Here is a 25,670-nt window from a genome sequence, read left to right as displayed (position 1 = left end):
TACTGGCCATGAAAATCTGTAGATGTTTGTTTGTGTTCTTAGTTGGAATATGGACTTTAGGGCATGCCTATGGGCAACAAAAGGTGAGTGGTATCGTAAAAGATGAGGCGGGAAAAGCGCTCGGTCATGTAAGCCTGAAGCTTGTCGGAACAGGGAAGTTTATACGGGTTGATGAGCTTGGGAAAATTCGAATTTTCTTTGTTCAGACCTGATACCCTAGTGGTGACCCGAACGGGAAAAATAGCGCAGCGCTTATTTGTCGACCCCGCTAAAAATCATTTTTTTGAAATAGTCCTACAGGAAAGTGTCAACGTGCTTCAAGAAGTTGAAGTCTCCACAGGATATTATCGCATTCCAAAAGAGCGTGTAACGGGCTCCTTTGAAGTAATCAACAGGGATCTGTTGAACAGAAACCCCAATCCCAATATCATTGAGCGGCTCGAAGGGATAAGCTCGGTATTACAGTTTGACAGGTCTATTAATTCAGGAGAATTTTCAACAGAACCTAAGTTGCGGTTGAGGGGACTGAGTACGATCAATTCTCAGACTGAACCATTGATCATTTTGGATAACTTTCCGTATGAGGGTTCATTGAATTCGATTAATCCAATGATGTGGAATCCATCACTTTACTGAAAGATGCCTCAGCAGCGTCCATCTGGGGAGCAAGAGCAGGGAATGGCGTAATCGTCATTACGACAAAAAAAGGAAAGTTTGAGCAGTCTAATAATCTGGTATTTGGCAGCACATGGCAGTTGTCCCAGCGGCCTGATCTTTCGTATTCCCGTGATTATCTTCCTTCGGCATCGATGCTTGATGTAGAAGATAAGCTCTTTGAACTGGATAATTTTGATGCTTCGGATTACTCAGCTTTGCCGGAATATGTCTCTTTGTTGATGGATCGTAAAAATAATGCCATTTCTGAAAAGGAATTTGGTGTGCAAAGGGATAGGCTTGAACAGCGTGACCTGAGAAAGGATGCGCGCAAATATCTCTATAGGCCCGCTCTATTGCAGCAATATGATCTGGCACTTAATGGCGGTGGTTCTGTATACAGTTATTGGCTCTCCTCATCTTTCTCGAAGAATAACGCTAATGTGCAGGGGAACGGTAATAGGAGAAATACGCTGAATCTACGTAACCAGATCAAACTGACAAAAGGGCTAGATCTTTCCTTTGGACTCAATTACGCCTGGATGGCAGCAAAGAATAACGGGTTGACTTTGCAGGGACTAAAGGTCGGGAGTCGGGAACTCCCCAATTATACTGCATTGGTCGATGAAAACGGAGATCCTGTGTCTGTTACAGGACGATATGCCAAAGATTATGTGGATCAGGCGGTAGGCAATGGTCTCTTAGACTGGAACTATGTGCCGCTTGCGGAAGTCAAAATGAGAGATAGAAGGTCTGCTACAAAAGATCTTTTGATCAATCTGGGGCTAGATTATACCATCTTGGATGGCATGAAGCTTTCGCTTAAATATCAAAATCAACGGCTCCGTACGGATCAAACCAATGTGTATGATGCTGACTCTTATTATGTCCGGAATCTTGTAAATCAGTACACGCAAGCCGATCTAAAACGCATTATTCCCGTGGGTGCCATCAAAGAAGGGCTTAATAACGAAATATCATCGCAGTCAGGAAGGATGCAGTTGGATTTTAATCGGCAATATGGGGAGATGAATGTAGTCAATGCCATTGCAGGAGCAGAGCTTCGCGAGACAAAAAGCTTCTCCAACCCCGGATATAGACTGTATGGCTACAACGATGAGGTATTGACAGCGCAATCAAACCTGGATTATACCACATTCTATACACTGAGGCCTCTGGGTTCAGCGACTGTACCTTCTGCGCCAACCGGGATGGTTTCATTGACAGATCGATTTTTATCGTATTTTTTCAATGGGGCTTATACCTATGACCGCAAGCTGTCGCTTACAGCTAGCCTGCGTTGGGATGCCTCCAACCTTTTCGGTGTCAAGACCAATCAAAAAGGAGTGCCACTGTGGTCTGTCGGTACTGCGATTAATCTGGATCGTTTCGACTGGATGAAATCAGACTGGATAAATAACCTAAAGTTCAGAACAACGTATGGGATAAGCGGCAATGTCAATAACACCGTTAGTGTCTATCCAATTACATCGTTTTCCAGTGATGTCAATTTTGTTACTCAAAAAAGCTATGCGCAACTAACAAGTGTTGGCAATCCGGGACTGCGTTGGGAAAAGGTGCGTATGGTCAATATCGGACTAGATTTCGGACTGTTTAATAATTTGCTTTCCGGATCTGTAGAGTACTATCAGAAAAATGCAAGCGATCTGATAGGGGTTAACTTTATGGATCCGACGACTGGTATTTTTGAAACAACTGGTTTCTATCAGATCAATAACCTGATAAACTATGCGAAGCTTCGCACTCAAGGTGTGGATCTGACAGTGAATGCCAACCTGGGGAAGAACCGTTTGAAATGGAATGGCTCGCTTTCATTCAGCTATACAGCAAACAAAGTACTTGATTATATGGCAAACTCAAATGTGACGATGTCAACAATGGTTTCGACGCCTATTCCAATTGTTGGTAAAAGTCTTGACCTGAATTATGCATGGAAATCAGGTGGTTTGGATCCCGCGACAGGCGAACTATTAGCTCCAGATGGTACGAAGGAATATACTGCCTATCTGAATAATGCAAAAATGGATGACCTAGTAGATATGGGATTAAAATTTCCACCCTATGCGGGCGTATTTAGGAATACCTTTTCTTATGGGAACTTTTCCTTGAGCGCGAGTATGGATTATAAATTTGGCTTTTATTTTAAGCGTAATACAATCAATTATAGTCAATTGTTTACCAGTGGAGTAGGGCATATGGATTATTTAAAAAGGTGGCAGGTGCCAGGCGATGAAAATGTGACGTCTGTACCCGTATTTCCAGTCGATAAAAACATCAGTCGTGATGGACTCTATGTTAATTCGGCATTGATGTATGAAAAGGGTGATTTCTTGAGGTTGGCCGACTTACAGCTTTCCTATCGCACATTTCCGGGCTTTTTAAAAAACAAAGAATGTCGGCTATTTGCAACGGTCAGAAATGTTGCATGGATTTATCGGGCTAATGCTTTGGGACTAATTCCCGACATGCCTAATGTTACCTATCCGAATCCGAGGACATGGATTATGGGTTTTCAGATTAATCTTTAATGATGATGAGTATGAGAAATATGATTTTAGCTTTGCTACTTTTTTTAATGGGCTGCAATCCTGATTTTCTGGAACTGAAAAGGGATAAGTCTCAGGTAATTCCGCAATCGTTGGATGATTTGGATGCTTTATTGAATGACTATGCGACCATCAATGTCGGTGCAGGTAAGTCTTTGGGGACAATTGCGGCAGGTGAGTTTTATGTGGAGGATAACACCTGGAATTTGGCGAGCTCCCAGCTGCAAAAATTTGCTTATACTTGGTCAGATGAGATCTTGAATACGCAAGAGAATGTGCCAGATTGGAACAACCTTTATAAGCGGATCCTCTACGCAAACGTGATCCTTGAAAGATTGGATCAGATGCAAGTCCCCAATTATAATGTAGACTACAATCGAATAAAGGGAAGTGCATTGTTTATTCGCTCGGATGCTTTTTTTAGTATTGCCCAACAGTTCGCTGCGCCTGCAGGTATACCGGAGTGGGATCGATTTGGGATACCGATCAAATTGGAGAGTGATGTTAATTTGGTAACAACACGGTCTACCGTAACACAGACCTACAATCAGATTGTCAGCGACCTCCTTTTAGCCATAGGAATTTTGCCTGAAAGAAGTGAAGATGTGTATTCGCCTAATAAAGTGGTCGCATATATGTTGCTCATGCGTTGTTATATGCAACTTGGCGACTACGAAAAATCGTTAGATTGTGCCGCCAAAGCTAGGGCTATCGGTGAGCTGTACTAGACTACAATACGGTATCGGGCACCAAAGCGTATCCATTTCCTACCTATGGTAAAGGGAATTCAGAAATAATCTATCTCGACGGATCAAATAGCTCGAATTTTTCCAGTAAAACAAAGACGTTAATACCCGTAGAATTTTATAACAGTTATGACGATAATGACCTTCGAAAAAAGTTGCTTTTTGAAAAGGATGCCAAAGGTAATATTCTTTATAAAGGCTCTTACCTGGGAAATGCAACTTATTTTGTCGGATATGCTTGGGATGAATTGTTGCTCAATGAGGCTGAATGTGCGATTCGATTGGGGCGCGCTGACCAAGGGATCAATGCACTCAACGAGTTGCTATCTAAGCGGTTTATTTCGGGGAAATTTCAGCCGACGGCAGGTATCTCCCAGCAGAAAGCATTAGAACTGGTTTTATTGGAGCGACAAAAAGAATTGTTGCTGCGGGGGATAAGATGGTCTGATCTAAGGCGCTTAAATAGAGAACAAGATCATGTTGTGATCTTGAAGCGGAAGGTAAACGATCAGGAATACGAACTACCGCCCAATAGTGTGCGATATATTTTCCCAATTCCTAAAGATGTGATGCTAAAAAGCAATATTGAACAAAACCCTTAGTTATTGAAGCTGTCTCAAATTTATTGAGGCAGCTTTTTTATTAAATATGGCTATGCGATAGATTTGTGAGTTGTTTGTTGATTATTTCACAGAACTGTTCATTTGGGAAGAAAAAGAACAAAAAGTAGCTTTTTAAGCTGCTTTTTTCCTTAGATTTTGCGCTATAGCCAATAACCCCCATTCTATGGACACTTTTTCCTTACCGCGGAGCATAAATCTTCGGAACCCGTGGTTCTGTTTTTATGTTTCCAAAGACTGGTTCGACATCGTGACATCGCTGTTTTCTTTTGGCTATACCGACATCGCTGTTAAGCAATCCGTATGCTCTATCTTTATAAGCCTCAAGCTGTTCATTTATCTGGATGATTCTATTGCCCTGTGATTTGTGGCAAGCACCGTTCAATGGGCAGTTTGTGCAGTTTTTTGCCTGATATCTTTTTATTTTTTGCTCGAAACCTGTGGAGGTCTTTTGTGTAAATAGACCTATGCAGTTCATTTCCTGTCCCATTGGACAGATATAGCAATCTTTTGCAGGGTTATAATGTAGTTTATCAACGGAGAATGGCTTCTTGCCCGAATAACTCTTTTTCTGCTCCTTGTCAAACATACCATATTTCACATAGGCCCCAATGTTTTTTCCCTTCTAGTAACGCATAGTTCTCCTGGCTGCCATAGCCAGCATCTGCGGTAATGGTTTTCAGTATTTCCCCAAAGCTCGCCTCATGTTGTGCCAGATGACCGGGTAGCGTTGTGGTATCTGTGGGGTTGGGATGTATGGTGTAATTGACGATGTATTGATTGGAAGTAGATATCTGAATGTTATAACCTGGTTTGAGCTGGCCATTTTTCATATGATCCTCTTTCATGCGCATAAAAGTAGCATCGGGATCTGTCTTGCTATAACTATTTCTATCTCCAAGCGTTACTTCCTGCTCTTCATATTGAACAATCTTGGCCGGGTAGTTTTTTAGTCGCATAGCGCAACTTTGCCCTCATCTTCTTGCTTACCGAAGGTTTATCGGACAAGACCCGGTTCAGGTTATCGACCGTAGCCTGAACTTTTTCGCGGTCAATTGTTGTCAGATCGGGAGGTTCCGGAAGGTTGTCCTCTGCTTTGGCGATACTTTGGGCGTATTCCCAAATATCTTTTAAGGCAGCTTTCATCTTCTCCTTATTGGTCTGGATAGCTTTTTTCCAGACAAAGGTGTATTTGTTAGCATTGGCTTCAATCTTGGTGCCATCGGTGTAAACATCTTCTATACTCAGCAGACCTTCTTCGGATAGGAGTTTGACAACTTCTTCAAATACACTACGAAGTGCTTCTTTCAAACGAACGCCTCGGAAATCTGTTGATGGTATTGTGATCGGGATAGCTCATGCCGCTCAGCCACATGAAATTGATGTTCTCCCGGCACGCCGTTTCCAATTTGCGACTGCTGTAGACATTGCTTACGTAGCAAACACCAAAACTTTCAACAACATCTGCGGATGATAACTGGAGCAGCCTTTTATCTTATAAGCGTCCAATAGGGACTGGATGTTGATCCGGTTGATTACATCGTTAACGATACGTACCGGATGACCTTTGGACACCAGTTCGTCCAAAGTTGGAGGAATGGCCATGATCTGGTCCTGATAGTAAGGCTTAAAAGTAGCTCTTTGAGATGGCATATATCCTTTTTGTTTACACTATAAATATATGAAAATCAAACCGTTAAAACAAATAATAAACCTTAGATAATGCAAAAAAAAGAGACTGCCCTTTTTTGAGACAGCCTCAATTTGACATAAATTAGTTGTTTGGATCGTCTCTATACGTGTAATCACTGATGGTTACACCTGATAATGCTAAAGCTTGAGCAACGGTTTTGGTTTGTAAGATCATGATTGTTCGGATTGTTGAATTGTACAGCACAACGGATGTCTTCCTCAGGAAAGTCGCACTCTCCCCCTGAAGTTGGATCGGGGGTTGAACTTCCCAATTGGTCGTCGTTTGGATTAGATGCCATACTTGTAATTTCATACCAAGGCGTACTGAACATCGATTTTGCATAACTATAACCTCCATAACCTAATAAAAGTGTCATAGCAAATATGGATAAGCCGTGTTTTTTAATGGAATTTACTAAATTTTTCATGTTTTTAATTTTTAAGTTTTTTTACTTCAGTTTTTAAATTTCTTTTATCCCTTCGATGCGTCGGTTTTCTGTACGTAGCCATCGACAACAGCGCTGGAATACCATAAGTGTCTTTTGGCAGACGCGCCCTTCATTTGGATCAGCCTTGAATCCAAGTTCCGCTGTTGATCTGGTACACTATTCTCTTTGTAACCTAGGACTGGGTTTCGGTTCCGCTGGAACCTCTATTTTAGCAGCCGATTGTCTTGCTGAAACAGCTGTGTTAGCACTATTTTTTGCAATTTTATTTTTAGGGGTTTGATTTTTATAAAAATATAGCTCAAGCCGATAAGCCGAGCAGGCTAATAAGTAAAAATCCGATATTTAACCAGAGATGGGCAATCCAGCCGATCTGATGGAAGACCAGGCCGCAGCCACAAGGAAATTTGCCCCATACTTTTAGGACAGCTAAGCCTACATAGGCCACAAAAGCTGCCATCAACAGCGAAGACAAGCTAAATGCCCATAACCTTGTCTTTGGTAGGATAAAAAGTAGACCCACCGCAAGCTCAAGTGCTGGCAAGCTATAGGCTAAGAACTCACCCAGCTGATCACTAAAGGGCTGCTGTATCATCGCAGACTTGAATAGTTCATAGTTCATAAACTTGTCTAGACTGATCGGGATCCAAAGTGCCATCAGTGTAATGAGGATGATCTGATATATAATCTTTGTCGCTTTCATTGTTTATACTGTGTAAGTCTGAAAGCAAAGTAAGGACAACATCACTTCATTCCATGTAGAAGGATTTTTGAAAGAAATCGGCTTTTAATACGTCTCAAGCGATTGTTAGAGATAGAATAGGGGATAAGCGATAGTTATTTTGCTCATGGCACAGATGGAGTGCATAGCGGGCTCAAAATGACCTCATGATAGGTATTCGGCCTTTTCGCCTTCAGGAGGTTATCTCGTAGACCGAGGGTAGGAGGGGGATAAACTGGAATCCCCCAAGTTTTTCTAAAAAGGCTTTTTTTAAGGTAATAAAGCAGGTGTTTTTTTGAATTATTTTCTTAGCTCAACGTCTTCAATGTCTTTTTTTATGAAATGTAGCATTTCTTTGAGTTTGTCCTCGACGAGATAGAGGCTTAATATATGTTCAAATTTGTTGAATTTTGTCAGCTGGTTTGCAGTAATATGGTTACCACGATTGGTGACGATATGTTGTGCTACTCCTATGGCAGCATCACTCTTATGCTTGTCCTTAAAAAGACCGACTTTGCTGGAATAATGGAATAGGCAGGTGATTCCTTCTCCTGTGAGTGTCATATGGATTCCGTTAGAAGAAGCAGAGATCTCCTGGCGCGTATCCTTTTCCTCCGATTCTAGTTTCGAGATTTTTTGAAGATAATCTAGTTCAGCTCCGATATATTCATTCATCATTGTCTTGAGATTGGGCTGATCAATATCATAGTTGTTCATGGGGAGGGGGCGGTAGTGTGTGATCTCCTTTTCCAGCAGCAATAGCGAGGATATTTGGTCCGATTTTGAAAGGGGGGCGAGTTTCCGTTCGAGCTGCTCGTGCCACCGGTTGCGTAGGCCGAGATAATTAAAATTGTAACGGATCAATAACTCAATAAAGCGCTTCGCATAGTGCTTGTCACGCTGATCCTGCGCGAGGCTTTCCAGTGCCGAAAGGAAGGTCGCTAGCCATTCACAATGATAAAAAAGTAGCCGCGGCAGCTTATGTTCGTCAAAAAGACTGTGTAGTCCATAGTTGATTTCTAAAAGATATTCTTCGTCCAGTTGCTTGGCGTTTAAATCCATAGATAGCTTAGCAAGTTTTTTGAGACTGCTCTCCTTGAGCAGCTGCTGATCGTATAGGGGGAGCTCTTCCAGTGGATTCATATGTTCTTTAAAATGGTGAATACTCTGCCAGATACCTTCATGAATTTTTGCAACGGTATGATCTGGCTGATAAGATTTGTACCTATATAATTTATCGAAAAGGAGCCTGAATTTGGTGTAGTAGCGTCGAAAAGATTCCTTGGCCATGCCTGATTTTTCATGGCTGATATACAGCTGTTCCGAATCGCGGATCAGGGCTTCGCAAGCGACTATAATGGATTTGTCGTTCGGGATGGAGCTTTCTGTCCCACTATCTTGCAGTATGCCATACGCATGGATTGCGTCTTCCAATTGGTTTAATGATCGGATCATGTTTACTTTTTTTGTTGTTGACTACAGACTGTCTCCAGCTGTAGGGCCGCGCGGCCTCGATCGCTTAGAATATAAAATTGATCAAACTCCTGCTCCTCCATCAGCGCGTGAAAATCGATCGTATCGATGCGGTAAAATGCGGATATCCATCCGATCTCCAATGCCAGTTCAAGTCGCTCTTGACAAAGTGTGATGTTAAAAAAAGCAGCATCATGTGCTAAGCCATCCCTTGAACGTTTGTTTTGAGCACCGAGACAAAGCAAGAGCAATTCTAGCAAGGCGTAGTCATCAATCCGCTCGAGCCAAAGTTGCCGCTTTTTATCGTGAAGCTGTTGTCGCAGGAGCGAAAGGTCGTAGCGTTGGAGGATGTCTAGTACCGGGTATGGCGCAAAAGGCTTCAGGGACTTATGGATCAAATCTTGTAGATTAACAATAATAGTGCTTAGAAGATGATAGGGTATTTTCTTATAGCTCTGTTTATGATAATGGGCAATTTTTAGTTTTGCCAGAAAAATTTCAGGCTCATCATTCGCCTTGCTGTTGTTGCAACTATGACAGCTAAATACAATCTTTCTGGATTCAGGATGTTTGGAAATAGGGCGTACATGATCGCGGGTGATCTGAAGGCTGGGATCTTGCCGTGAGATGTCTAATGGTGTATTGCAGTAATAGCAGGTCAGACTTGTGTTAATCTGGGATGCGTTCTGTTGGATAGAAAGAGGGCTGGATACAGCCTGGTATTTTAATTGAGGCTTTTCGGAGTCAGTTCTCTTGAGCACAGTAAGATTCCGTCCGTTGAGATCGGGCTCCAGATGATCCAGAATGTAAAGAATATTGCTGATGATGGTCTGGATATGCGATAGAGCAATATATTTAAACTCCTGTATCTTGTCAAAGCTGGCTTGCAGTATTTCGATAAACTCTTCGGGTTCAAGCCGTGATTTGGCTCTTTGGCAGGTATGGCATACGACAACTCTGATCTTATTGCCGCACAATTTCGTCGATGGACGAAATAGGTCATTGCACCGCTGGAGGTTGGTCCAGTTGTTATGGTCACTCAAGTGGCGTTCGCAATAGAAACACTGTTCTATCGAGGAACTATAAAAAGAATGTCCATAGGTTATTCTTAGTTTTCTCATAATCATTTTTTTTGGTCTATAGTCGTATGGCTTTTGTCAAATGGCCTGGATGTAGCTGTTTATCCAATAATTAATTGCGTTATTGTAAAATTATGAAGGTCTTACGTTGAAGACAAGGTGAAATGTTGGAAAAACAGACGAATGGTAAGTGAGATTGAACTAGAATATCGCTTTGAGGTTGTTTAAGGCGGTTATTTGTGTCTTATGTAAAAATGAGATTATAGCATGAATGGTGGTGCGTATTTAAGTACGCAAGCAAAATAAAGCAGGATTCCGTAAATTTTGACGGAATCCTGCAACGCTATTTTTAATTTTTTATCCGGAAAATTTTTATTTTAGTTTGCCTTAACCGATTAAACTTTATGCAAACTAAAAAACTTATTGAGAAATTTCATTCCGAGATTCAGGTTAACTACATCCCGATTAGGGTTCAGCTATTGTTGGCTGTTTTGTTGGGTAATTTTTTCTGTTCGCCCAACAAATTTCTTGTTTTTGATGTGAGGTATGCAATGCCCAAATTTTATCTCTATTGGTTTCTTTCTTCGCTGATCGTTATGGCTGTGCTTCGTGGGGCACATATTTTTAATCGGTATATGGATAGCAGATTATCGTGGCTGACAGATTTTAAGCCTCGTCTGATCAGGCAAATTCTCTACGGACTGCTGTTGCCTGCACTACTTACAGTGGTTTTTGTGATGCTGGTATTTTTTCCTTTCACTGCAAAAGGCTGGGGGGCTATCATACCTTACATGCGGCACGAATTTAGGTTTGTGTTATTGTTTATTAGCATCTTGAACATGTTATTTCTGGTGATATACGTTATGCGATTTGCCCGATTTGTGAAAGATCAATACTTAGAGGCAGAACTTGAGTTGGCTGCTCTCAGGGAGGTAGTTGTAAGTTATGAAACACTGCAAATGAAATTGGAGGATGAGCGGAGTGAGGACCTTTCCGATGCGATCAAGCTTGCTCCTTGTCTTGGGGTGAAATACGGTTATGAAGATAACTATGTCGCACTTGACGGCATTGCCTTTATCAAAAGCTCGGCGAATGATAAGAAGCTCCTGACCTTGACGAGTAGTAAGGAATATACACACAACTATAGCCTCGAGACATTGATGAAGGTCCTCGACCATAATCAATATTACCTGATGTACAGACGTTATATCGTTAATCGGAGTATCATCAAAGAATATCGTGCTTTAGAAAATGGTATATTAACGATTGAACTAAAGCCGTCTTTTGAGAAGCAAGATGATATATTGGTAAGCCGTTACCATGCTGCTGATTTTAAACGTTGGTTTGAGAAGGCCTAAAAGCAATATTGCTAAATCATTCATGATATAGCTGTGGCTGACTTACAGGTGGACTATGTCAGTAGTTTGCTGATAGGTCAGCCGTATTTCCTTTATCCGGCAAATGCTATTTTGCAAACTTATAATTCACCCCAACCGTAATTCCCAAAGCCTGCACGCGATCATAATTTCTTCCCGATTGGAAAGGGATGAGGGAGTACATTTTGTAATTTGGCGACAGCAAGACAGCAAACTGTTGGGATAATGGAACCTTTGCGCCTAGTCCAATATGGAAACCTATGCCATGCTGCTTGTCTACATAACTATTTGCGTTCTGCTGGAAGTGTAACAGCGGTCCCGCATTTGCGTAGAGATATTTCAAAAATTTTACCCTGGCATCTAAAGGGAATTCCCAAATAGAAAGTTCCGAGGAATATTGCATCCGCTCCACCGATGGATCGACTATTGCCGATGTTGTCGTGATGTTCTGGTGGGAATAGCCCACACCTGCACCAAACGACCATGTTTCATTATAGTGATAGCCTACGCGGAGCAATCCAGCGATATAATTCTTACTGTCGTCGCTACCGGCTCCCATAAGGCTTTTCCGAGGTCCAATAGTACTCTCAGCTAGGGGAGTAATAGAAAGTTCGATGTCATAACTGCCACTATTGTTTTGCTGCGCATAGAGGGAGGATCCTGATAAAGTTAAAAGGAAAAGGAATATTCTGCAATGTAATTTTTTAAGCATATGAATGTATGATTATAGATTTTATAATTGTTTTCTCTTTTTAATTGGCGCTAATTCTCACTAGAAATCTAACTGATAACGTGTAAAGCTTCCTTTTTCTGAATTAACAGTGGCGGCCTTGTCGAGTTGTAAGGGGTTCGGTCCATTATAGCCTTGCCATTTTAATACAGATTCCATATCGGCAGGAATCGTTATCCTAACGATGGTATCCAAATCACGAGGGACAGGAGCGATAGAAAAACCAGTATTGGATTTCTCTGGACCATAGCTAACCGAGAGCATTTTCAAATCGAGTTTTTTGACATTTTTGAGATGCAACTCCATTTCCCCCCTTTTGAAAAGCATTATTCGTTCATCAGTTGGCGTGTCATACTTGAGCTCGTCCAAGTCATAAGAAGCTACGCTTTGATAGGAATCTGGATGGTATGCATTAAGATAATAACCATTCTTTTTGACACTAACTATAAAAAAGCCTTCTCGGGATAGGTATTTGCTGGCATCAAATCGAAAACTATATTTGCCTTTGGTATCTGTCTTTGTTTTCCCCAAACTTATAGATGGTTTAAGGAACGAACTGTAATATTGGAAAGAAATCCCTATTTCTACATCAGATAATAATTTGTTCGCAGGAGTATCCACAACAACTCCCGATAGTACAATACAATTCTGCGCACAGGTTGTGCCATCGCGCTCATCTTTTTCGCACCCAAATAGAAAGAATGGTAGGATAAAGAGCAACCATTGTCCTTTATTCACTTTTTGAAATATGTTTAGCATAATAATGTAAAATAGATCAGTAAGAAGTCTTACAGGAAAATCAATAAAACTGCGCATTTCGTTAAAATAGGTCTTTTCATAATTTATTTTGATACTATACTATTGCAAACGGAAATAATATGCGTTATGCTACAAACTTAATAAATATAAGTTAATAGTTCGCTCCAGACGCTAAAAGCTGCAATTTGGTTACAGGATGATTGGGCATTTGCGAGAATAATGGCTCCCAATTGACCAATACATAATAAGCTAGTGGAAAATTTATTGGAGTAGTGTAAAAGTTTCCTGCTTGTGTCACCTAGAAATCGAAAAATAAAATGATTGTTGGCCAACTAAGGTATTATTCTTTGATTTTTAATAAATTAGTAGGATGAGATATTTAATAGTCCTATTGTTAGGCTGGTTTACTTGTTATTCGGTCGCTGCACAAAACCAAGCGAAGGGAAATAGTGCCGGTAAAGATGAAAAGACCTATATATTGGTCGCCAATAAGATCAATACTGATTTTAATTATAAGTTGCTGGATGATTTGAGCAGTCTTTTTCAGCTTTAATCAAGGAAAACAACAGCCGCGAATTAGTATTCAATCCCGTAAATGGCAAGTACCATTATTACAAGTTTATCGCCACCTATAAAGCAAGGGGGATCTCACCAGATAGTGATCCGGCCAAGCCGGAGCAAACCTTCCACAATATCTTGATCATCAAAACCGACGACCAGCAAAAGATCGTAGATGGCTATCATTTTGTGCTCGAATGGAATGAGAAGCCGCTATCTTATCCCTTATTTCGGATGAAAGCTGCCGATTTGCCCCTGAAAGAAGGCCTATCATTGAAGCAGCTGAACCTCAAAAGAGTGACCGATAATACCGATTTTGATAGCGATGGTAAGATCAAACTGTCGAGCTGGTAACGTTTAAAAAAGTTAAGAATAGCTTAGAACAATCGTATGGAACTGGATAGCCTTTACATAAGTATTAAAATAGAAAAATCGAGATTAAACGAGTATTTTTCTTCTAAACCGATTTCCCCGAACAAAGATGATAATTGGTCGCAGTGGTGGGAGAGTCGGCAGATGTACAGCAAAACAACGTTGGAAATTATTCCAAGTTATTCACAGGCGCGCATTCGTGAAGTCTTCGATAATCTGCTCAAGGATCAATTTTATGGTGCGAAGGAGTATTACGATGAGGAAAAGCAACACTGGACATTCGCCGTACTGAACTTCAGTGAAAACTATCTTGAAATATTGCCGATGCTGGCTCTTTTAAAACAATTGGAAGGCTTTGTTTTGGAGGGTTATGCCCTGATTTTTGACTGGATGTGGGGTGGTGATACGGTGATGGCTTATGTTGACTTTACCGCGGGAAGTGCCTTGCTCGAAACGGTTACGGAATCTTATGCGGTCGAACTCAAACGATTTGAAGAAGCTAATCAAGGCTTACAATCGCTGGCTGAAGAGCTGGGGGCTGGCTAACAGCTAGTAGTGGCTGCATTCATGTGCAAATTATAACCAACTATCACCTTATTTTAACCTCTTTTAGTTAAGCTTTGTAATACTAAACTGGCTATTGTATATTTAATGTCATATTGACATTTATTTAAATCTAAATTGTTATGAAGCCAGTTCAATTTAAAGTTCCTGCCCCTCAGGATAAATCTATCTATATTCAAGAAGATGTACTGGATAAATTCTATCCGTATATGCATCGTCATGAGGAATATCAATTAATCTGGATTAAAGAAGGTATCGGCCAGCTACTCGTGGACGATAATGTACATGAGTTTCAGCCCGGCGACATTTTTCTATTGGGAACAAACCAGGCCCATGTGTTTAAAAGTTTCATCGCAGGAGTATCTGTGCGGTCTGTCTCACTATTTTTTAGCCCGAAAGGAGCACTGTCTACCATGGCCACCATGCCCGAACTTCGTAATCTGCTTGATTTTGTGCATAAATGCCAGCGGGGATTTAAGGTTCCGCCGAAACATCAGGGACAGGTATGCTATTATATTGAAATCCTGCAAAAGTCCGACTTTCTGGATCAGCTCGTCAATTTCTTTTATCTGTTAAAATCACTCAGCAAAGTATTCGCCGAATTGGAGCCGCTTTCTGGTGTTCAACTGGCCAAAAGGGAAATCTCCAAACCTTTCAGAATCGAAAAATTATGTAAATTTTTGGAAGAGCACTTTAAAGAGGATATCAGTTTGGATGAAATAGCCGAAAAGGCAAACCTTACGCCGCATGCCTTTTGCCGCTATTTTAAGAATTGCACCGGAAAAACTTTTGTCGCCTATTTAAATGAACTGCGTATCCGTGAAGCCTGTAAATTATTGGGTTTGGGTAGGCACGACTCGATCTCTTTAATCGCCTATGATGCCGGCTTTAATAGCATCACCAATTTCAACCGTGTGTTTCGAAGTATATTGGGGATATCGCCCAAAATATATGTGCGCAACTACCGAAATTATCTATACGATTAACAAACTTTTTAATCACTTTAGGCTATTTGATCCCATCTGGCAGAAGGTCGCTCAATTTCCTGCGCGATTTCGGCTCTGATTCAATTCCGTCTAACCATAACGGGGAAAATATTCCCGATAGGATTGGACGGAATTGCTGTTTTATGCACTATGCTGCAATCCTACAGCTCGCCAATAGGCCTCTTTTTCTTTTGTTAAAATGCTAGAATGAGTGGGTAAGATCTGACCGAAAACCGCTACTCCGAAGTACTAATTTTGTTACAGAAAGAAGAACTAATCAATTTTTTAACATGCTGTTACAGCCTTTTTTGCAAAAGGAATTCATTTATCCCAGGGATAGATGTGTCATTGACAGTATGCTAAACTGAACACCTGCTTAACGAAATTATGACTATGTATGAAAATCTTCCAAAAAAATGCTTAACGGGTATTTTTATGTTGCTGCTGTTGGTCTGTCAACAGCTATATGCGCAACAACAGAGAACGGTCACGGGGATCGTTAAAGACGAAAAAGGCATACCTTTGTCTGATCTGAGTATTTTAGAGAAAGGCATCCGCAATGCCACCAAAACAGATGCGGATGGAAAATTCAGCCTACCGCTTAAATCGGCAAATCCGACCTTGATTTTTAGTTACGTCGGTTATGTACGGCAGGAGAAACAGCTGCGTGCCGGCGAAAATACACTTCAGATCACCATGAAGGAAGATGGAACGGGGCTGGATGAGGTGGTCGTGATGGGCTATCAGGATGTGCAGCGGCGGAAGACGACAGGAGCTATTGCTACCGTAAAAGGGAAAGATTTTGAAAATACGCCCTATGCAACCTTCGATGCCATGCTGCAGGGACGCGTGGCTGGTCTGACGGTATTGAGTACTTCGGGCGAACCCGGTACCAATAACATTGTCAACATCCGCGGGACGAGCAACCTGGGCTTAGCAGACAACCAACTGCAGGCGCCCTTATATGTGATCGACAATATTATTTACGACGTGAGTGATATCCGGTCGGCTTATGGTAATGCAAGTCCTTTGCAGGCCATTAATCCCAACGACATCGAATCGGTTGACATCCTGAAAGACGCTTCGGCATCGGCCATTTATGGTGCCCGTGCTGCAAATGGGGTCATTATCATCAAAACCAAACGTCCGGCGCAGGGTAAACCCGAAATACGGATCTCGGCTTACAACGGAGTTTCTAGCCGTCCGGCAATGAAGCCCATCACCGTTGGTGCAGCCGAGCGCAGGCTGAAAATGAACTTGCTCTATCAGGGTGGATCGTACGACTGGTTCAATAACGGATCCATTAGCCCCATGTTAACAGATAGTTTAAATCCAGCCTTTAACAACAATACCGATTGGCAGGGGCTTTTTCTGCAGTCGGCCAACATCAACAATGTCAATGTGAGTATCGGTGCCACCATGGAGAAATTTTTATACCGTTTCTCGGCACAGCGTTACTATGAGCAGGGCGTAATGATGGGCTTTGAAAATGAAAACCTAACCCCGCGCCTGATGTTACAGGCTAACCCGACGGACAATTTCCAATTTGAAACAAATTTGTTCGCAGGTTTTACTAAAGCGAAACATGGTTCGGGTGACGATACGAAATATCCCTTTAGCACCTGGGGATTTCCTTCTTCTTTCTATCAGCTTACGGATGTAGACCAGCAGATTTATACAGGGCGCTACGATGGTTTGATGGATCGCGATAACTCCTTCAGCCTGAATGGAAACTTCGCAGGGACACTGAAAAAGTTTCTGATCAATGGCCTGACCCTGCGCTCGCAGTTTTCGTTTAATGTCAATAATAATACACGCGATCTTTTTCGCCCCAAACTGCTTACGGGCTATAGAAACTTTGCACAGAATTGGGTGAACCAAAATAAGCGCTGGGAATGGGAAACCTATTTTAACTACATCAAGAGCATTCGCAATATCCATAATTTTAGTGCCGTTTTGGGTACTGGTATTGAACGCAATACGTCCAATGAAAATTATATGTATGGCTACAACGACAATGGAAATTATGTGAAAACCGTAACCGGTATCCCTTCCGGGCCTGATCTCTATGCAACGACTTCCATCAATGAGCGCTCGCGCGTATCGGTATTCGGTCGTTTTGGCTACGATTATAAGGACAAATACCTGCTTTCTGCAAGCTACAGGATGGACGCATCGTCGCGCTACAGCAAGGATAACCGCTGGGGTATTTTCCCATCCATATCTGCAGGCTGGGTGCTTTCGGAAGAACCGTTTTTCCAGGGAGTCAAAAACGCGATATCCTTTTTCAAAATAAGGGGTAGCTATGGTATTACGGGTCGTGATCCGGGCTCGTACTATGCGCGCTACACAGGACTGACTTTTGACGCATCTTATCCAGGGGCGGTGCTGGAAAATGGCATTGCTGGTTCGGTACTCTCGTATAACGGTAAGCCGACAGTATCTCCTAATTATGCGGCGGCGGCAACATCACCGACGATCCGATGGGAGCGTTCACCGCAGTTTAATGCCGGATTCGATATGAACCTGCTGCACGACCGAGTTACGGTAACTGCCGATTTTTATGTGCGCGACTCCAAAGAATTGGTTTACGATCTGACGATGCCCGCTACTTCAGGATATAGCACCGTCTCCAATAATTTTATCAGCGTGAGAAACAGTGGTGTGGAAATGACGATTATCTCCCGAAATATGGCTCCTTCGTCGGCATTCCAGTGGACGACCAATTTCAATATCGCTTACAATAAAAATTATGTGACCAGCCTGCCTGACGGTGGAAAGGAAATACAGGTGGGGGATGTATGGATGCAGCGTGCACTGAATGTAGGCCAACCTATTTTTCCATTCAAAGTATGGGATGTGGATGGGGTATATGCAACCGATGCAGACGTACCTGTTGATCCTTTGACAGGAAAAAGACTCACGCATTTTAGGGGGAATTTATATCAGGCTGGCGATCCGCGCCGAAGGGATGTCAATGGGGATTATGTGATCGATTACAACGATAAAATTGATATGGGTAATCCAAATCCTGACCTCGTAGGCGGTTTTATCAATCAGTTCTCCTACAAGAATTTTAGCTTATCCACACTCGTGAGTTTTGTATTTGGACGCTCCTTGTGGAACGGTTACCTGTCGGATAAATTACAGGATGCCGGTTCATCTACCTTGTATAATACCTGGGGTACCAATTCGGCTATTGCAGGGGATTTTAAGCCCAGCGACTTTTGGATGAAAGACGGCGATCAGACCAAATACCCGACTTTGTTTCGCAATACGGTAGACAACTGGCACATCGCCAACAGTACGTTTGTCGAAAATGCCAGTTTTGTACGCCTGAAAAATATTCAGCTGAGCTACACATTCCCGCAGGCCATGATTAAGAAACTTAAGTTGAAAATGCTCCGCATTTATGGGGTGGTGGATAATGTGGCTGTCAAGTCCTGGTCTTCCGTGCCGGACCCTGAAGCAGTGGAAGCCAATGGTTATTCAACGGGTAATGGATATCCGATCCCGAAGAAATGGACAATAGGCTTGGATGTTACCTTTTAATCATGTCAGTCCCATCGCATAACGGTGGCTTAAAATTATTTAGAGATGAAAAGAAAAATATTGTTTTTAATGCTGAGTGCTTTCATGTATCTCGCTTCAGGCTGCTCCAAGTTTCTGGACATTGAGCCTGTCAGTTCGGCAACCGACGAGAACTTCTGGAAAACGCAGGAAGATGCCAATAGCGCAACCAACGCCATGTATGCACTGCTGCGCAAGGCCCTCAATCAAGCCAGCGGTATGGCTTACTATGCTTATGGCGATTTGCTAACGGACGAGATTACTTCTTCGACCAATACAGACTTTAATCCAATTGTCAATATGCAGCTCAACACAGCTGTAGCAGCTTCGGAAACTTGGCGGCCCGCGTATCAGCTGCGGCGCTATGATGTCTTTTATCAGGCGATTGATCAGGCCAACCGCGTGATCCAAAAGCTCCCTAAGATGGATGAAAATGCCTTTGACAATGTATCGACCAGGGATTACTATATCGGCGAAGCTTACTTTGTGCGTGCATTTGCCTATTTCTATATGGCGAGGGTATGGGGAACAGTGCCGATTATCACAGAGTCTGTGGTGCCCATCGATGCTGTAAATCTCCCAGCAAGTAAAGAAAGTGATGTGCTGGATCAGAGCCAGGCCGATTTAACTAAAGCTTTGACTTTACTGAAATGGAGCAATATCGACCAAGATGATTTTGCCCTGCGTGCAAATACCGGGGCAGCGCTTGCCCTGCAGGCGCATCTGAGTGCATGGCGCGGTGAATATGCGGACTGCATCGAGGCCGCTAAATCGGTATTGGAAAGCGGCGAGTATTCTTTTGTGGGAAGGGATAGTTTGAACTACCGTAGTATTTATCAGGGAAAATCCAATGAAGGTATTTTTGAGATCTCCCAAAATGGGGAAAACGAAGGTACAAACTCGGGAATAGGATACTTCTCACTAGCCGGACCTTATTTTCGGTCTTTAACAGATCCGATTTTAAGAATCAGTCAGGATTATATTAAAACGCTCTTTAAAGACAGTAACGATAAACGATTTAAAAGTGTGTTTGATATGGTATATAACGGTAACTATGCGCTGTGTACGAAATATGCAAATGTTAAGTTTTCGAGTAATGCGTCAAATGCCAATGCGATTTTTAAAAATAACATCATCATCTTTCGCTATTCCGATATTAAGCTGCTGATGGCAGAGGGATTGGCCGCAACGGGTAAAAATAGCTCCGCAGAAACCATCTTAAATGAAATCCGCACGCAAGCTGGACTGTCTGCCTACACAAACGAGGAACCGCTTATTGAGGCCATCTTTAGTGAAAGAGCGCGCGAGCTTTTTCTGGAAGGCCATCGCTATTACGATCTCGTGCGGTTGTATAAACACTTTAACGTCTACAAATTTCCGGAAGGCAAAATGAACCAGTCGCAATTTAATGCGAAGAAATACTTTTGGCCATTTGATCCATCGTTGTTGTCTGCCAATCCTATGCTGAATCAGACACCATACTGGGGAACTGTCAATATGTAAACCACTAAACCTAAAAAAAATGAAAACCTTATATCGATTTGCGTTGCTGCTGGCTTTTGGACTGACCGTGATCGGTTGCAAGAAAGCAGCTTATCTGACGGATGACGGCCTCCATACAGCCGAAGTCAATCTGTCTACTTACGACTACCTGGCGGCTCATCCCAATGGGATGTTTGATACCCTGCTGCTGGTGATTGACCATTTTAAACTCAAAGACGAAATCAACAAGGCGAAAACCTTTTGGGCGCCTTCGGACTATTCGGTCAACCGTTATTATAAGCAGAAGGCGGACTCGGTAAAGTATGTGGATGAAAATGCACAGTATTCTTTTGACCAGTTTCTCAACGAGATCCCTGTAGATTCAGTGAGGGCATACATCTACAACGATGCCCCTTACAATTTGGAAACGGCCAGCACAGCGTATACGACGATCAGCAATGCGGCCAATGTGGGTGGATTTTTCTATCATAAGCAAAAGCAGCCCAAAGCAGCCTGGTCTTCACAGCCCGTTTATTATCTGTATTACGTGAAAGTGCGTGGCGAGGCCGATCAGATCAGTCCCGACGGTATTGTGACGGTCAAAGAAGATGATCAGGCCGATATGCGGGTGTATTGTCAGACAACCGGGATAAAAACGGCTTCAGGAACAACGCTGAATGTATTGGCCAATACACATACGTTTATCGGAGATTTTGTGCCGCGCATCCTGACGGGGCCTAAAATTGTGGAAACTGGTGCTACGCTGACTTTTACCTACGACCTGAGTATTAAATACGATGCCGCCGGTTATACTGGCACCACAGTAGACGTTTTGCTTCCGCGTTTAGCACGCTTTTATGGCCTAGAGAGCGGAGCAATATCCGCGTTGGTAGGCAAGGACATCACCTATTATGCCGTGCAGCCTGATGGTAACTTAAATGCAAACAGTACGGCAAATGCACCAGGACACTGGTTCGATGCCAAAGGGCAAACCTGCTCCTGGGGTGCCGATGCACGCATTGTATCTGAGCTGGCAACTTCAACGATGACCTTCAATATTCTGCAATATCCAGGGCAAACAACGGTGGGTAGTACCTATACGGTACGACAATCCCTCGTGTACAAGTCGAAAACAAAGGGTGATTTGAATGCTGTTTTTGTATTCAACATTAAGATCAAATAAATTATGAAACTAGCCGGATGGATTCCGCGGCAGTGCTGAATCAACCGGATGGTTTCGTCACACATGAAAAAATAAAACAGATGAAAAAACGAAGTTTTATAATCGGCTTAGCAGGTTTGTCCCTCGGGCTATTGGATTCCTGCAAGAGTGATCAAATAGGTTATTTAAGTGAAAATATACGCTATAATGTGGAGAATCTGCAAGTCAATCAGGGGGCAGTGGTGTACACGGATGCCATTGTTGCCAATGGAAGCACAACCCCGCTGACCGTGAATCTGCTTGCGGTAAGAAACAAGGAAACTGGCGAGCTCTCAACAGAATTTTCAAAAGAGCATGAGATATCCACCTACCTGGCGGAGATCACCTGGCGGGATACCACCCTGGATCTGTTGAATGCCAAGATCGGCAAAGCTAAATATCCACCGATGATGCTCAATGCGACCGGTGGTCGCGTGGGTTTTACACAGGCGACGCAATTCGTGACCCCGGGACAATACACGATCGATGTGGAGGTGAGCAATGTCGCCGGACAGAAAAAATTTAAGAATATACTGGACTTTAATGTCATCGGTGCTAAGAAGGAAGATATTTTATTTAAGTCGTGCACGAGTTCGGACTACGGGGCCGAATCCAATTTTCTACCGTATACAGACTATGAGATCGTCGTAGAGCATAAGGCGGAAGGAGAAAACAAAATTGTATATCAATGGGAAGATAAAAACGGCAAGCCCTTCAATCCTAAAAAAGGCGAGGTCATCAAACGTGGAGACCGGCCGACATTCAAAAATTGGTCGCCTTACTATCCGGAGGAAGTTACCGATACGGGCTTGGTGTATCGCTATCCAGATGTTTCGGGTCTGGTGTATCCCATCATGAACGGTACTTATGTAGGCACAGAATTTTGGTCGGGTGATCCCATTTCTTATTACCGTATTGTTGGTACGGCGACTACGCTGGGACGTAATCTTAACCCCGTATCGACCATCAAATTCTACCGAAGTGGTACCTATACCGTTCGCTTCCGTTTTTTGACCATTACACATAGTTGATCTCTACCTATTAAACGCTCAAATGATGAAAAGTATCGTATTGCATAAAGTCCTGCTGACGCTGGTTTCAGCACTTGTTTTCCTTTCGCAGGGATGCAGCAAAAAAGAAGTAGCGCTTCCTGTCGAGGAAGAGGTCACCACGCCGCCCGTTACTGTGGGAACAGATTCTTTGAAGATTTATAAGCCCAAAGAATTTGAAGGCATGGATTATAACGATAAAGGGAGCAAATGGTCCTATTCGCGCAGCCGTCAGTCGGAGCATTTTATTGTGTTCTGGGGTGCAAGCTATGGGAAGAACGATCCCAATGCGAACACCGTCCCTGAAGAATATCGGGTCGATATTGATGATCTTTTGGCCAAGGCCGAACAGTTCTACGCATTGAACGTCGGCACGCTGAAGTTTGCAGAACGCAAAGTGAACCGTTCCAATCTGGATAAATACAAAATGATGATTTTTGTGCATTATACGACAGAATGGATGGCGTATGGTGGCGGTTACGACGATACAATCGGGGCACTGTGGATTAATCCGGCGACCTGTAAACCGGTGGGTTCTGTAATTGCGCACGAGATCGGGCACAGTTTTCAATATCAGGTATTTGCCGATCTGAAAGGCGGACATGGATTTCGTTACGGCTACGGCGGAACCAGCGGCAACGGGTTCTGGGAGCAGACCGCGCAATGGCAGGCCTACCAAACCTATCCCGCACAGGCATTTTCGGGAGCCGATTTTCCCGTCTATACCGAAAATTATCATCGCCATATTCATCACGAGAAATATCGTTATGCCAGCTATTTCATCCATTGGTATTGGACCAGCAAACATGGGATCGATATGATTGGCCGCATCTGGCGCGAAGCTTTAAAACCCGAAGATCCGGTGCAGGCTTATATGCGTATAACGGGTATCGATGTGAAGCAGTTCAACAATGAGATCTATGATGCGGCGACCCGCTTTGTGACCTGGGACCTGAACAGCATCCGGGAGTATGGGAAGAATTATATCGGTAAGCTGACGACCAAATTTACGCGTCAATCCAACGGTAGTCTTCGCGTTGCCTATGATCGTTGTCCGGGCACTACGGGTTACAATGTGATTCCGCTGGAAGTTCCGGCTGCGGGAACCAAGGTCTCGGTAGCTTTTAAAGGCCTACCAAATGCTGCCGGATTCAATCCGGTGGATGCCAGCCGTGCCGGATGGCGCTATGGCTATGTGGCATTATTGAAAGATGGCACGCGGGTATACGGTGACAGGACGGAGGGCACGGAGAATGCGGTCGCGTTTACTGTTCCGGCCAATTGCAGCAACCTCTGGTTTGTTGTCACAGGCGCCCCATCTGTTTACCAGCCACATGCCTGGGATGATGACGACAGCAACGATGAGCAATGGCCTTACGAAATCAAAATTCAGGGTACAACGGCTACGGGATACAATGAGGTGAGCAGTCAGCCGAAAGATATCGCATTGAATTATGACTTGAGCTTCCCGGCAGATGCTACAGGGTATTCGGGTACGCAAGTAAGCGTCAATGCAGCGCAGCTAGGGGAGGCCTTGGCCATACCTTCGGCAGACCTGGCGGGTTTGATGAGCAGTGGAAAAATTAAGTTCTATGCTGTGGAGCCGAATGGAAGTTTAAATCCCAACAATACGGCCACGGGTTACGGGCATTGGTTTACGCCTGCCGGGGCCGTCACCAACTGGGGCGCTAGTGCGGGCTTGTTTTCGGAATTTAACGCAAGTACGATAACGTTCTCGATCGGACAATATCCGGGAGCTCTGGCAGCTGAAAAGAAATATACCATTAAGCAGGCACTGGTGTATACGTACGAAGGAGCGAAAACCGTGCAGGCGACGTTTACATTTAATGTGAATGTGAAATAAGAGTTAGTTGGAACCGCTAGATTAGGTGATGGTTCATATGTTTATGTTTATTTAAGTGAAGGCCACGTCGGGAGATGTGGCTTTTTTAACTGTTGACTTTTTCATTTTCCTAAGTCCAAATACGGTCATCATTGCATTTTCCATGCTGTTTATTCCGAAAAGGGTAATAAGTTTGCGGAGGAGATAAGGAATGAGGTCTAACGACCTTAATGCAACATCTCAGTAGAAAAAGGTTCTTTGAATCTGATGATCGGAAGCGGCGAGAATTTTGTAAATTAACCGCTATGAAGTATAATCATTTTGTTTCCAACCGAGGGTGGACAAAATTTAATTATCCAAGTCATTTGATTTATATTATCTTTATTATATCTCGTCATCGGAAAATAGCGGCGAAGCGTTAACTATTTTTAATTGGATTTTTGCAGCTGATAATAAAATAGTCTATTGCAGCTATACTATTGACACTGGTACCCAGATTGATCCGGAGATTGTTGAAGAACAACAAGAAATTAATCAGATAATAGCAAACTTAGCGATAGGAAAATAGTTGGGATTGATCCGGAATGATCTGAATAAATATGTTAAAATTTATATTGATAGCGTTCATCGTTTTAAGCTCTTGTTCTAGAAATAAGAATACAAAGCGCATTGATTCAAGGATAATTTATGAAATGGCTTATGATGACAGAACAACGCCCTCAAGATTTGATTTTGACTTTTTTGTTCGATGCAAAAACGACAAGGTCACTGTGCTAAACGAACCCGCTCTGTGGGAAATTCATCGTGAAAATCCGAAAAGATGGTCTTATGAAAAATTTTTGGATTTAGCTTTGAACCAAGAGATAGAGGTAGATGATACGCGTATTTTAAGTGGCGCTGATTGCTTTTTATTGGATTCAAAAGTAGCTAATTACTATAAAAGTCATAGTTTAGAAGATTTTCTACTTGAATACTTCATCAAGGAAAATAGTAGTTGGAGACTTAAAGATGGATATGCTAAATCACAGCTGATGTCTATAAGTTACTATTGCTTTATCAATAATAAATTTTTGCAGTTTGATGATTATATCGGGATTTATAGCCTTGTTGAGCCAAATGAATTGTTTTTGAAATAAAAGATAATAATATTTAGGTATTTCACGGCTTTGAACAATAAGGTGC

At 42.7% G+C, this 25,670-nt stretch carries 22 protein-coding genes and 1 pseudogene; 16 read left to right on the top strand and 7 right to left on the bottom strand.

From position 1 onward, the window contains the following. Nucleotides 1–8 precede the first annotated feature (8 nt). The 5 genes from DTA23_RS26850 to DTA23_RS00355 all read left to right on the top strand — a co-directional run bounded on the left by DTA23_RS26850 (nt 9) and on the right by DTA23_RS00355 (nt 4,569). Entirely contained in the window at nt 9–212 is a 204-nt protein-coding gene (locus DTA23_RS26850; RefSeq protein ID WP_146752974.1) for a hypothetical protein, read from the top strand. After that, nucleotides 178–636, top strand: coding sequence for a TonB-dependent receptor plug domain-containing protein (locus DTA23_RS00370; protein WP_218565278.1), 459 nt, complete (start codon nt 178–180; stop codon nt 634–636). The genes DTA23_RS26850 and DTA23_RS00370 overlap by 35 nt, the downstream gene beginning before the upstream one ends. Next, on the top strand, nt 615–3,203 hold the full coding sequence (locus DTA23_RS00365) for a SusC/RagA family TonB-linked outer membrane protein (protein WP_112373479.1): 2,589 nt from the start codon (nt 615–617) through the stop codon (nt 3,201–3,203). The genes DTA23_RS00370 and DTA23_RS00365 overlap by 22 nt, the downstream gene beginning before the upstream one ends. A gap of 11 nt (nt 3,204–3,214) precedes the next feature. Next, nucleotides 3,215–3,949, top strand: a complete 735-nt coding sequence (locus DTA23_RS00360) for a RagB/SusD family nutrient uptake outer membrane protein (RefSeq protein ID WP_172462279.1) — start codon at nt 3,215–3,217, stop codon at nt 3,947–3,949. A gap of 173 nt (nt 3,950–4,122) precedes the next feature. After that, nucleotides 4,123–4,569, top strand: coding sequence for a RagB/SusD family nutrient uptake outer membrane protein (locus tag DTA23_RS00355; protein ID WP_172462278.1), 447 nt, complete (start codon nt 4,123–4,125; stop codon nt 4,567–4,569). A gap of 132 nt (nt 4,570–4,701) precedes the next feature. Here the strand turns inward: DTA23_RS00355 and DTA23_RS00350 are convergent. From DTA23_RS00350 to DTA23_RS00325, 5 genes and pseudogenes are all read right to left on the bottom strand, one after another. Further along, nucleotides 4,702–6,240 (bottom strand): annotated as a pseudogene (locus DTA23_RS00350) (IS1182 family transposase). A gap of 152 nt (nt 6,241–6,392) precedes the next feature. Then, complete coding sequence (locus DTA23_RS00345; protein ID WP_112373476.1) at nt 6,393–6,707, bottom strand: hypothetical protein; 315 nt, start codon at nt 6,705–6,707, stop codon at nt 6,393–6,395. 319 nt (nt 6,708–7,026) lie between these two features. Then, a complete protein-coding gene (locus tag DTA23_RS00335) occupies nt 7,027–7,428 on the bottom strand; it encodes a MauE/DoxX family redox-associated membrane protein (RefSeq protein WP_112373474.1) in 402 nt (133 codons plus the stop codon). Between the two features lie 318 nt (nt 7,429–7,746). After that, complete coding sequence (locus tag DTA23_RS00330; RefSeq protein WP_112373473.1) at nt 7,747–8,901, bottom strand: hypothetical protein; 1,155 nt, start codon at nt 8,899–8,901, stop codon at nt 7,747–7,749. A 2-nt stretch (nt 8,902–8,903) separates the two neighbouring features. After that, nucleotides 8,904–10,040, bottom strand: a complete 1,137-nt coding sequence (locus DTA23_RS00325; protein WP_146752973.1) for a hypothetical protein — start codon at nt 10,038–10,040, stop codon at nt 8,904–8,906. A 362-nt stretch (nt 10,041–10,402) separates the two neighbouring features. Between DTA23_RS00325 and DTA23_RS00320 the strand changes: the two genes are divergently transcribed. After that, nucleotides 10,403–11,356 carry a LytTR family DNA-binding domain-containing protein gene (locus DTA23_RS00320; RefSeq protein ID WP_112373471.1) on the top strand — a complete coding sequence of 318 codons (954 nt, stop codon included), beginning with the start codon at nt 10,403–10,405 and terminating at the stop codon, nt 11,354–11,356. Nucleotides 11,357–11,462: 106 nt separating this feature from the next. Here DTA23_RS00320 and DTA23_RS00315 read toward each other — a convergent pair whose 3' ends face one another. Together DTA23_RS00315 and DTA23_RS00310 are read right to left on the bottom strand one after the other, a co-directional pair. Further along, nucleotides 11,463–12,086, bottom strand: a complete 624-nt coding sequence (locus DTA23_RS00315) for an outer membrane beta-barrel protein (RefSeq protein WP_112373470.1) — start codon at nt 12,084–12,086, stop codon at nt 11,463–11,465. A 60-nt stretch (nt 12,087–12,146) separates the two neighbouring features. After that, nucleotides 12,147–12,863, bottom strand: coding sequence for a hypothetical protein (locus tag DTA23_RS00310; RefSeq protein WP_139145033.1), 717 nt, complete (start codon nt 12,861–12,863; stop codon nt 12,147–12,149). Between the two features lie 370 nt (nt 12,864–13,233). Between DTA23_RS00310 and DTA23_RS00305 the strand changes: the two genes are divergently transcribed. The 10 genes from DTA23_RS00305 (at nt 13,234) to DTA23_RS00260 (ending at nt 25,624) form a co-directional block, all read left to right on the top strand. Further along, nucleotides 13,234–13,416 (top strand): hypothetical protein, encoded by a 183-nt coding sequence (locus DTA23_RS00305; protein WP_112373468.1) that lies wholly within the window; start codon nt 13,234–13,236, stop codon nt 13,414–13,416. Nucleotides 13,417–13,559: 143 nt separating this feature from the next. Further along, a complete protein-coding gene (locus tag DTA23_RS00300; RefSeq protein ID WP_112373467.1) occupies nt 13,560–13,775 on the top strand; it encodes a hypothetical protein in 216 nt (71 codons plus the stop codon). A gap of 36 nt (nt 13,776–13,811) precedes the next feature. Further along, on the top strand, nt 13,812–14,339 hold the full coding sequence (locus tag DTA23_RS00295) for a hypothetical protein (RefSeq protein ID WP_112373466.1): 528 nt from the start codon (nt 13,812–13,814) through the stop codon (nt 14,337–14,339). 140 nt (nt 14,340–14,479) lie between these two features. Then, nucleotides 14,480–15,343 carry an AraC family transcriptional regulator gene (locus DTA23_RS00290; RefSeq protein WP_112373465.1) on the top strand — a complete coding sequence of 288 codons (864 nt, stop codon included), beginning with the start codon at nt 14,480–14,482 and terminating at the stop codon, nt 15,341–15,343. A gap of 393 nt (nt 15,344–15,736) precedes the next feature. After that, a complete protein-coding gene (locus DTA23_RS00285) occupies nt 15,737–18,895 on the top strand; it encodes a SusC/RagA family TonB-linked outer membrane protein (protein WP_172462277.1) in 3,159 nt (1,052 codons plus the stop codon). A 45-nt stretch (nt 18,896–18,940) separates the two neighbouring features. After that, entirely contained in the window at nt 18,941–20,416 is a 1,476-nt protein-coding gene (locus tag DTA23_RS00280; RefSeq protein WP_112373463.1) for a RagB/SusD family nutrient uptake outer membrane protein, read from the top strand. A 19-nt stretch (nt 20,417–20,435) separates the two neighbouring features. Next, on the top strand, nt 20,436–21,578 hold the full coding sequence (locus tag DTA23_RS00275) for a DUF4859 domain-containing protein (protein WP_112373462.1): 1,143 nt from the start codon (nt 20,436–20,438) through the stop codon (nt 21,576–21,578). Nucleotides 21,579–21,658: 80 nt separating this feature from the next. Then, on the top strand, nt 21,659–22,627 hold the full coding sequence (locus DTA23_RS00270; RefSeq protein WP_146752972.1) for a hypothetical protein: 969 nt from the start codon (nt 21,659–21,661) through the stop codon (nt 22,625–22,627). A 22-nt stretch (nt 22,628–22,649) separates the two neighbouring features. Then, complete coding sequence (locus tag DTA23_RS00265; protein WP_239468728.1) at nt 22,650–24,509, top strand: DUF4859 domain-containing protein; 1,860 nt, start codon at nt 22,650–22,652, stop codon at nt 24,507–24,509. A 578-nt stretch (nt 24,510–25,087) separates the two neighbouring features. Next, nucleotides 25,088–25,624: a hypothetical protein gene (locus DTA23_RS00260; RefSeq protein ID WP_146752971.1), complete on the top strand. Its 537-nt coding sequence runs from the start codon at nt 25,088–25,090 to the stop codon at nt 25,622–25,624. Nucleotides 25,625–25,670 lie beyond the last annotated feature (46 nt).

It is taken from the genome of Sphingobacterium multivorum, from assembly GCF_900457465.1.
GTDB lineage: Bacteria > Bacteroidota > Bacteroidia > Sphingobacteriales > Sphingobacteriaceae > Sphingobacterium > Sphingobacterium multivorum.
Note: the sequence above shows the minus strand (reverse complement) of the source record. Positions and strands in the feature narration are given on the sequence as shown.

Coding starts and splice junctions, on each gene's coding strand:
- DTA23_RS00260 (WP_146752971.1), top strand. CDS start 25,088: ATGTTAAAATTTATATTGATAGCGTTCATCGTTTTAAGCTCTTGTTCT.
- DTA23_RS00325 (WP_146752973.1), bottom strand. CDS start 10,040: ATGAGAAAACTAAGAATAACCTATGGACATTCTTTTTATAGTTCCTCG.
- DTA23_RS00345 (WP_112373476.1), bottom strand. CDS start 6,707: ATGAAAAATTTAGTAAATTCCATTAAAAAACACGGCTTATCCATATTT.
- DTA23_RS00330 (WP_112373473.1), bottom strand. CDS start 8,901: ATGATCCGATCATTAAACCAATTGGAAGACGCAATCCATGCGTATGGC.
- DTA23_RS00290 (WP_112373465.1), top strand. CDS start 14,480: ATGAAGCCAGTTCAATTTAAAGTTCCTGCCCCTCAGGATAAATCTATC.
- DTA23_RS00360 (WP_172462279.1), top strand. CDS start 3,215: ATGAGAAATATGATTTTAGCTTTGCTACTTTTTTTAATGGGCTGCAAT.
- DTA23_RS00280 (WP_112373463.1), top strand. CDS start 18,941: ATGAAAAGAAAAATATTGTTTTTAATGCTGAGTGCTTTCATGTATCTC.
- DTA23_RS00315 (WP_112373470.1), bottom strand. CDS start 12,086: ATGCTTAAAAAATTACATTGCAGAATATTCCTTTTCCTTTTAACTTTA.
- DTA23_RS00305 (WP_112373468.1), top strand. CDS start 13,234: ATGAGATATTTAATAGTCCTATTGTTAGGCTGGTTTACTTGTTATTCG.
- DTA23_RS00295 (WP_112373466.1), top strand. CDS start 13,812: ATGGAACTGGATAGCCTTTACATAAGTATTAAAATAGAAAAATCGAGA.
- DTA23_RS00265 (WP_239468728.1), top strand. CDS start 22,650: ATGATGAAAAGTATCGTATTGCATAAAGTCCTGCTGACGCTGGTTTCA.
- DTA23_RS00270 (WP_146752972.1), top strand. CDS start 21,659: ATGAAAAAACGAAGTTTTATAATCGGCTTAGCAGGTTTGTCCCTCGGG.
- DTA23_RS00275 (WP_112373462.1), top strand. CDS start 20,436: ATGAAAACCTTATATCGATTTGCGTTGCTGCTGGCTTTTGGACTGACC.
- DTA23_RS00335 (WP_112373474.1), bottom strand. CDS start 7,428: ATGAAAGCGACAAAGATTATATATCAGATCATCCTCATTACACTGATG.
- DTA23_RS00310 (WP_139145033.1), bottom strand. CDS start 12,863: ATGCTAAACATATTTCAAAAAGTGAATAAAGGACAATGGTTGCTCTTT.
- DTA23_RS00285 (WP_172462277.1), top strand. CDS start 15,737: ATGTATGAAAATCTTCCAAAAAAATGCTTAACGGGTATTTTTATGTTG.
- DTA23_RS26850 (WP_146752974.1), top strand. CDS start 9: ATGAAAATCTGTAGATGTTTGTTTGTGTTCTTAGTTGGAATATGGACT.
- DTA23_RS00320 (WP_112373471.1), top strand. CDS start 10,403: ATGCAAACTAAAAAACTTATTGAGAAATTTCATTCCGAGATTCAGGTT.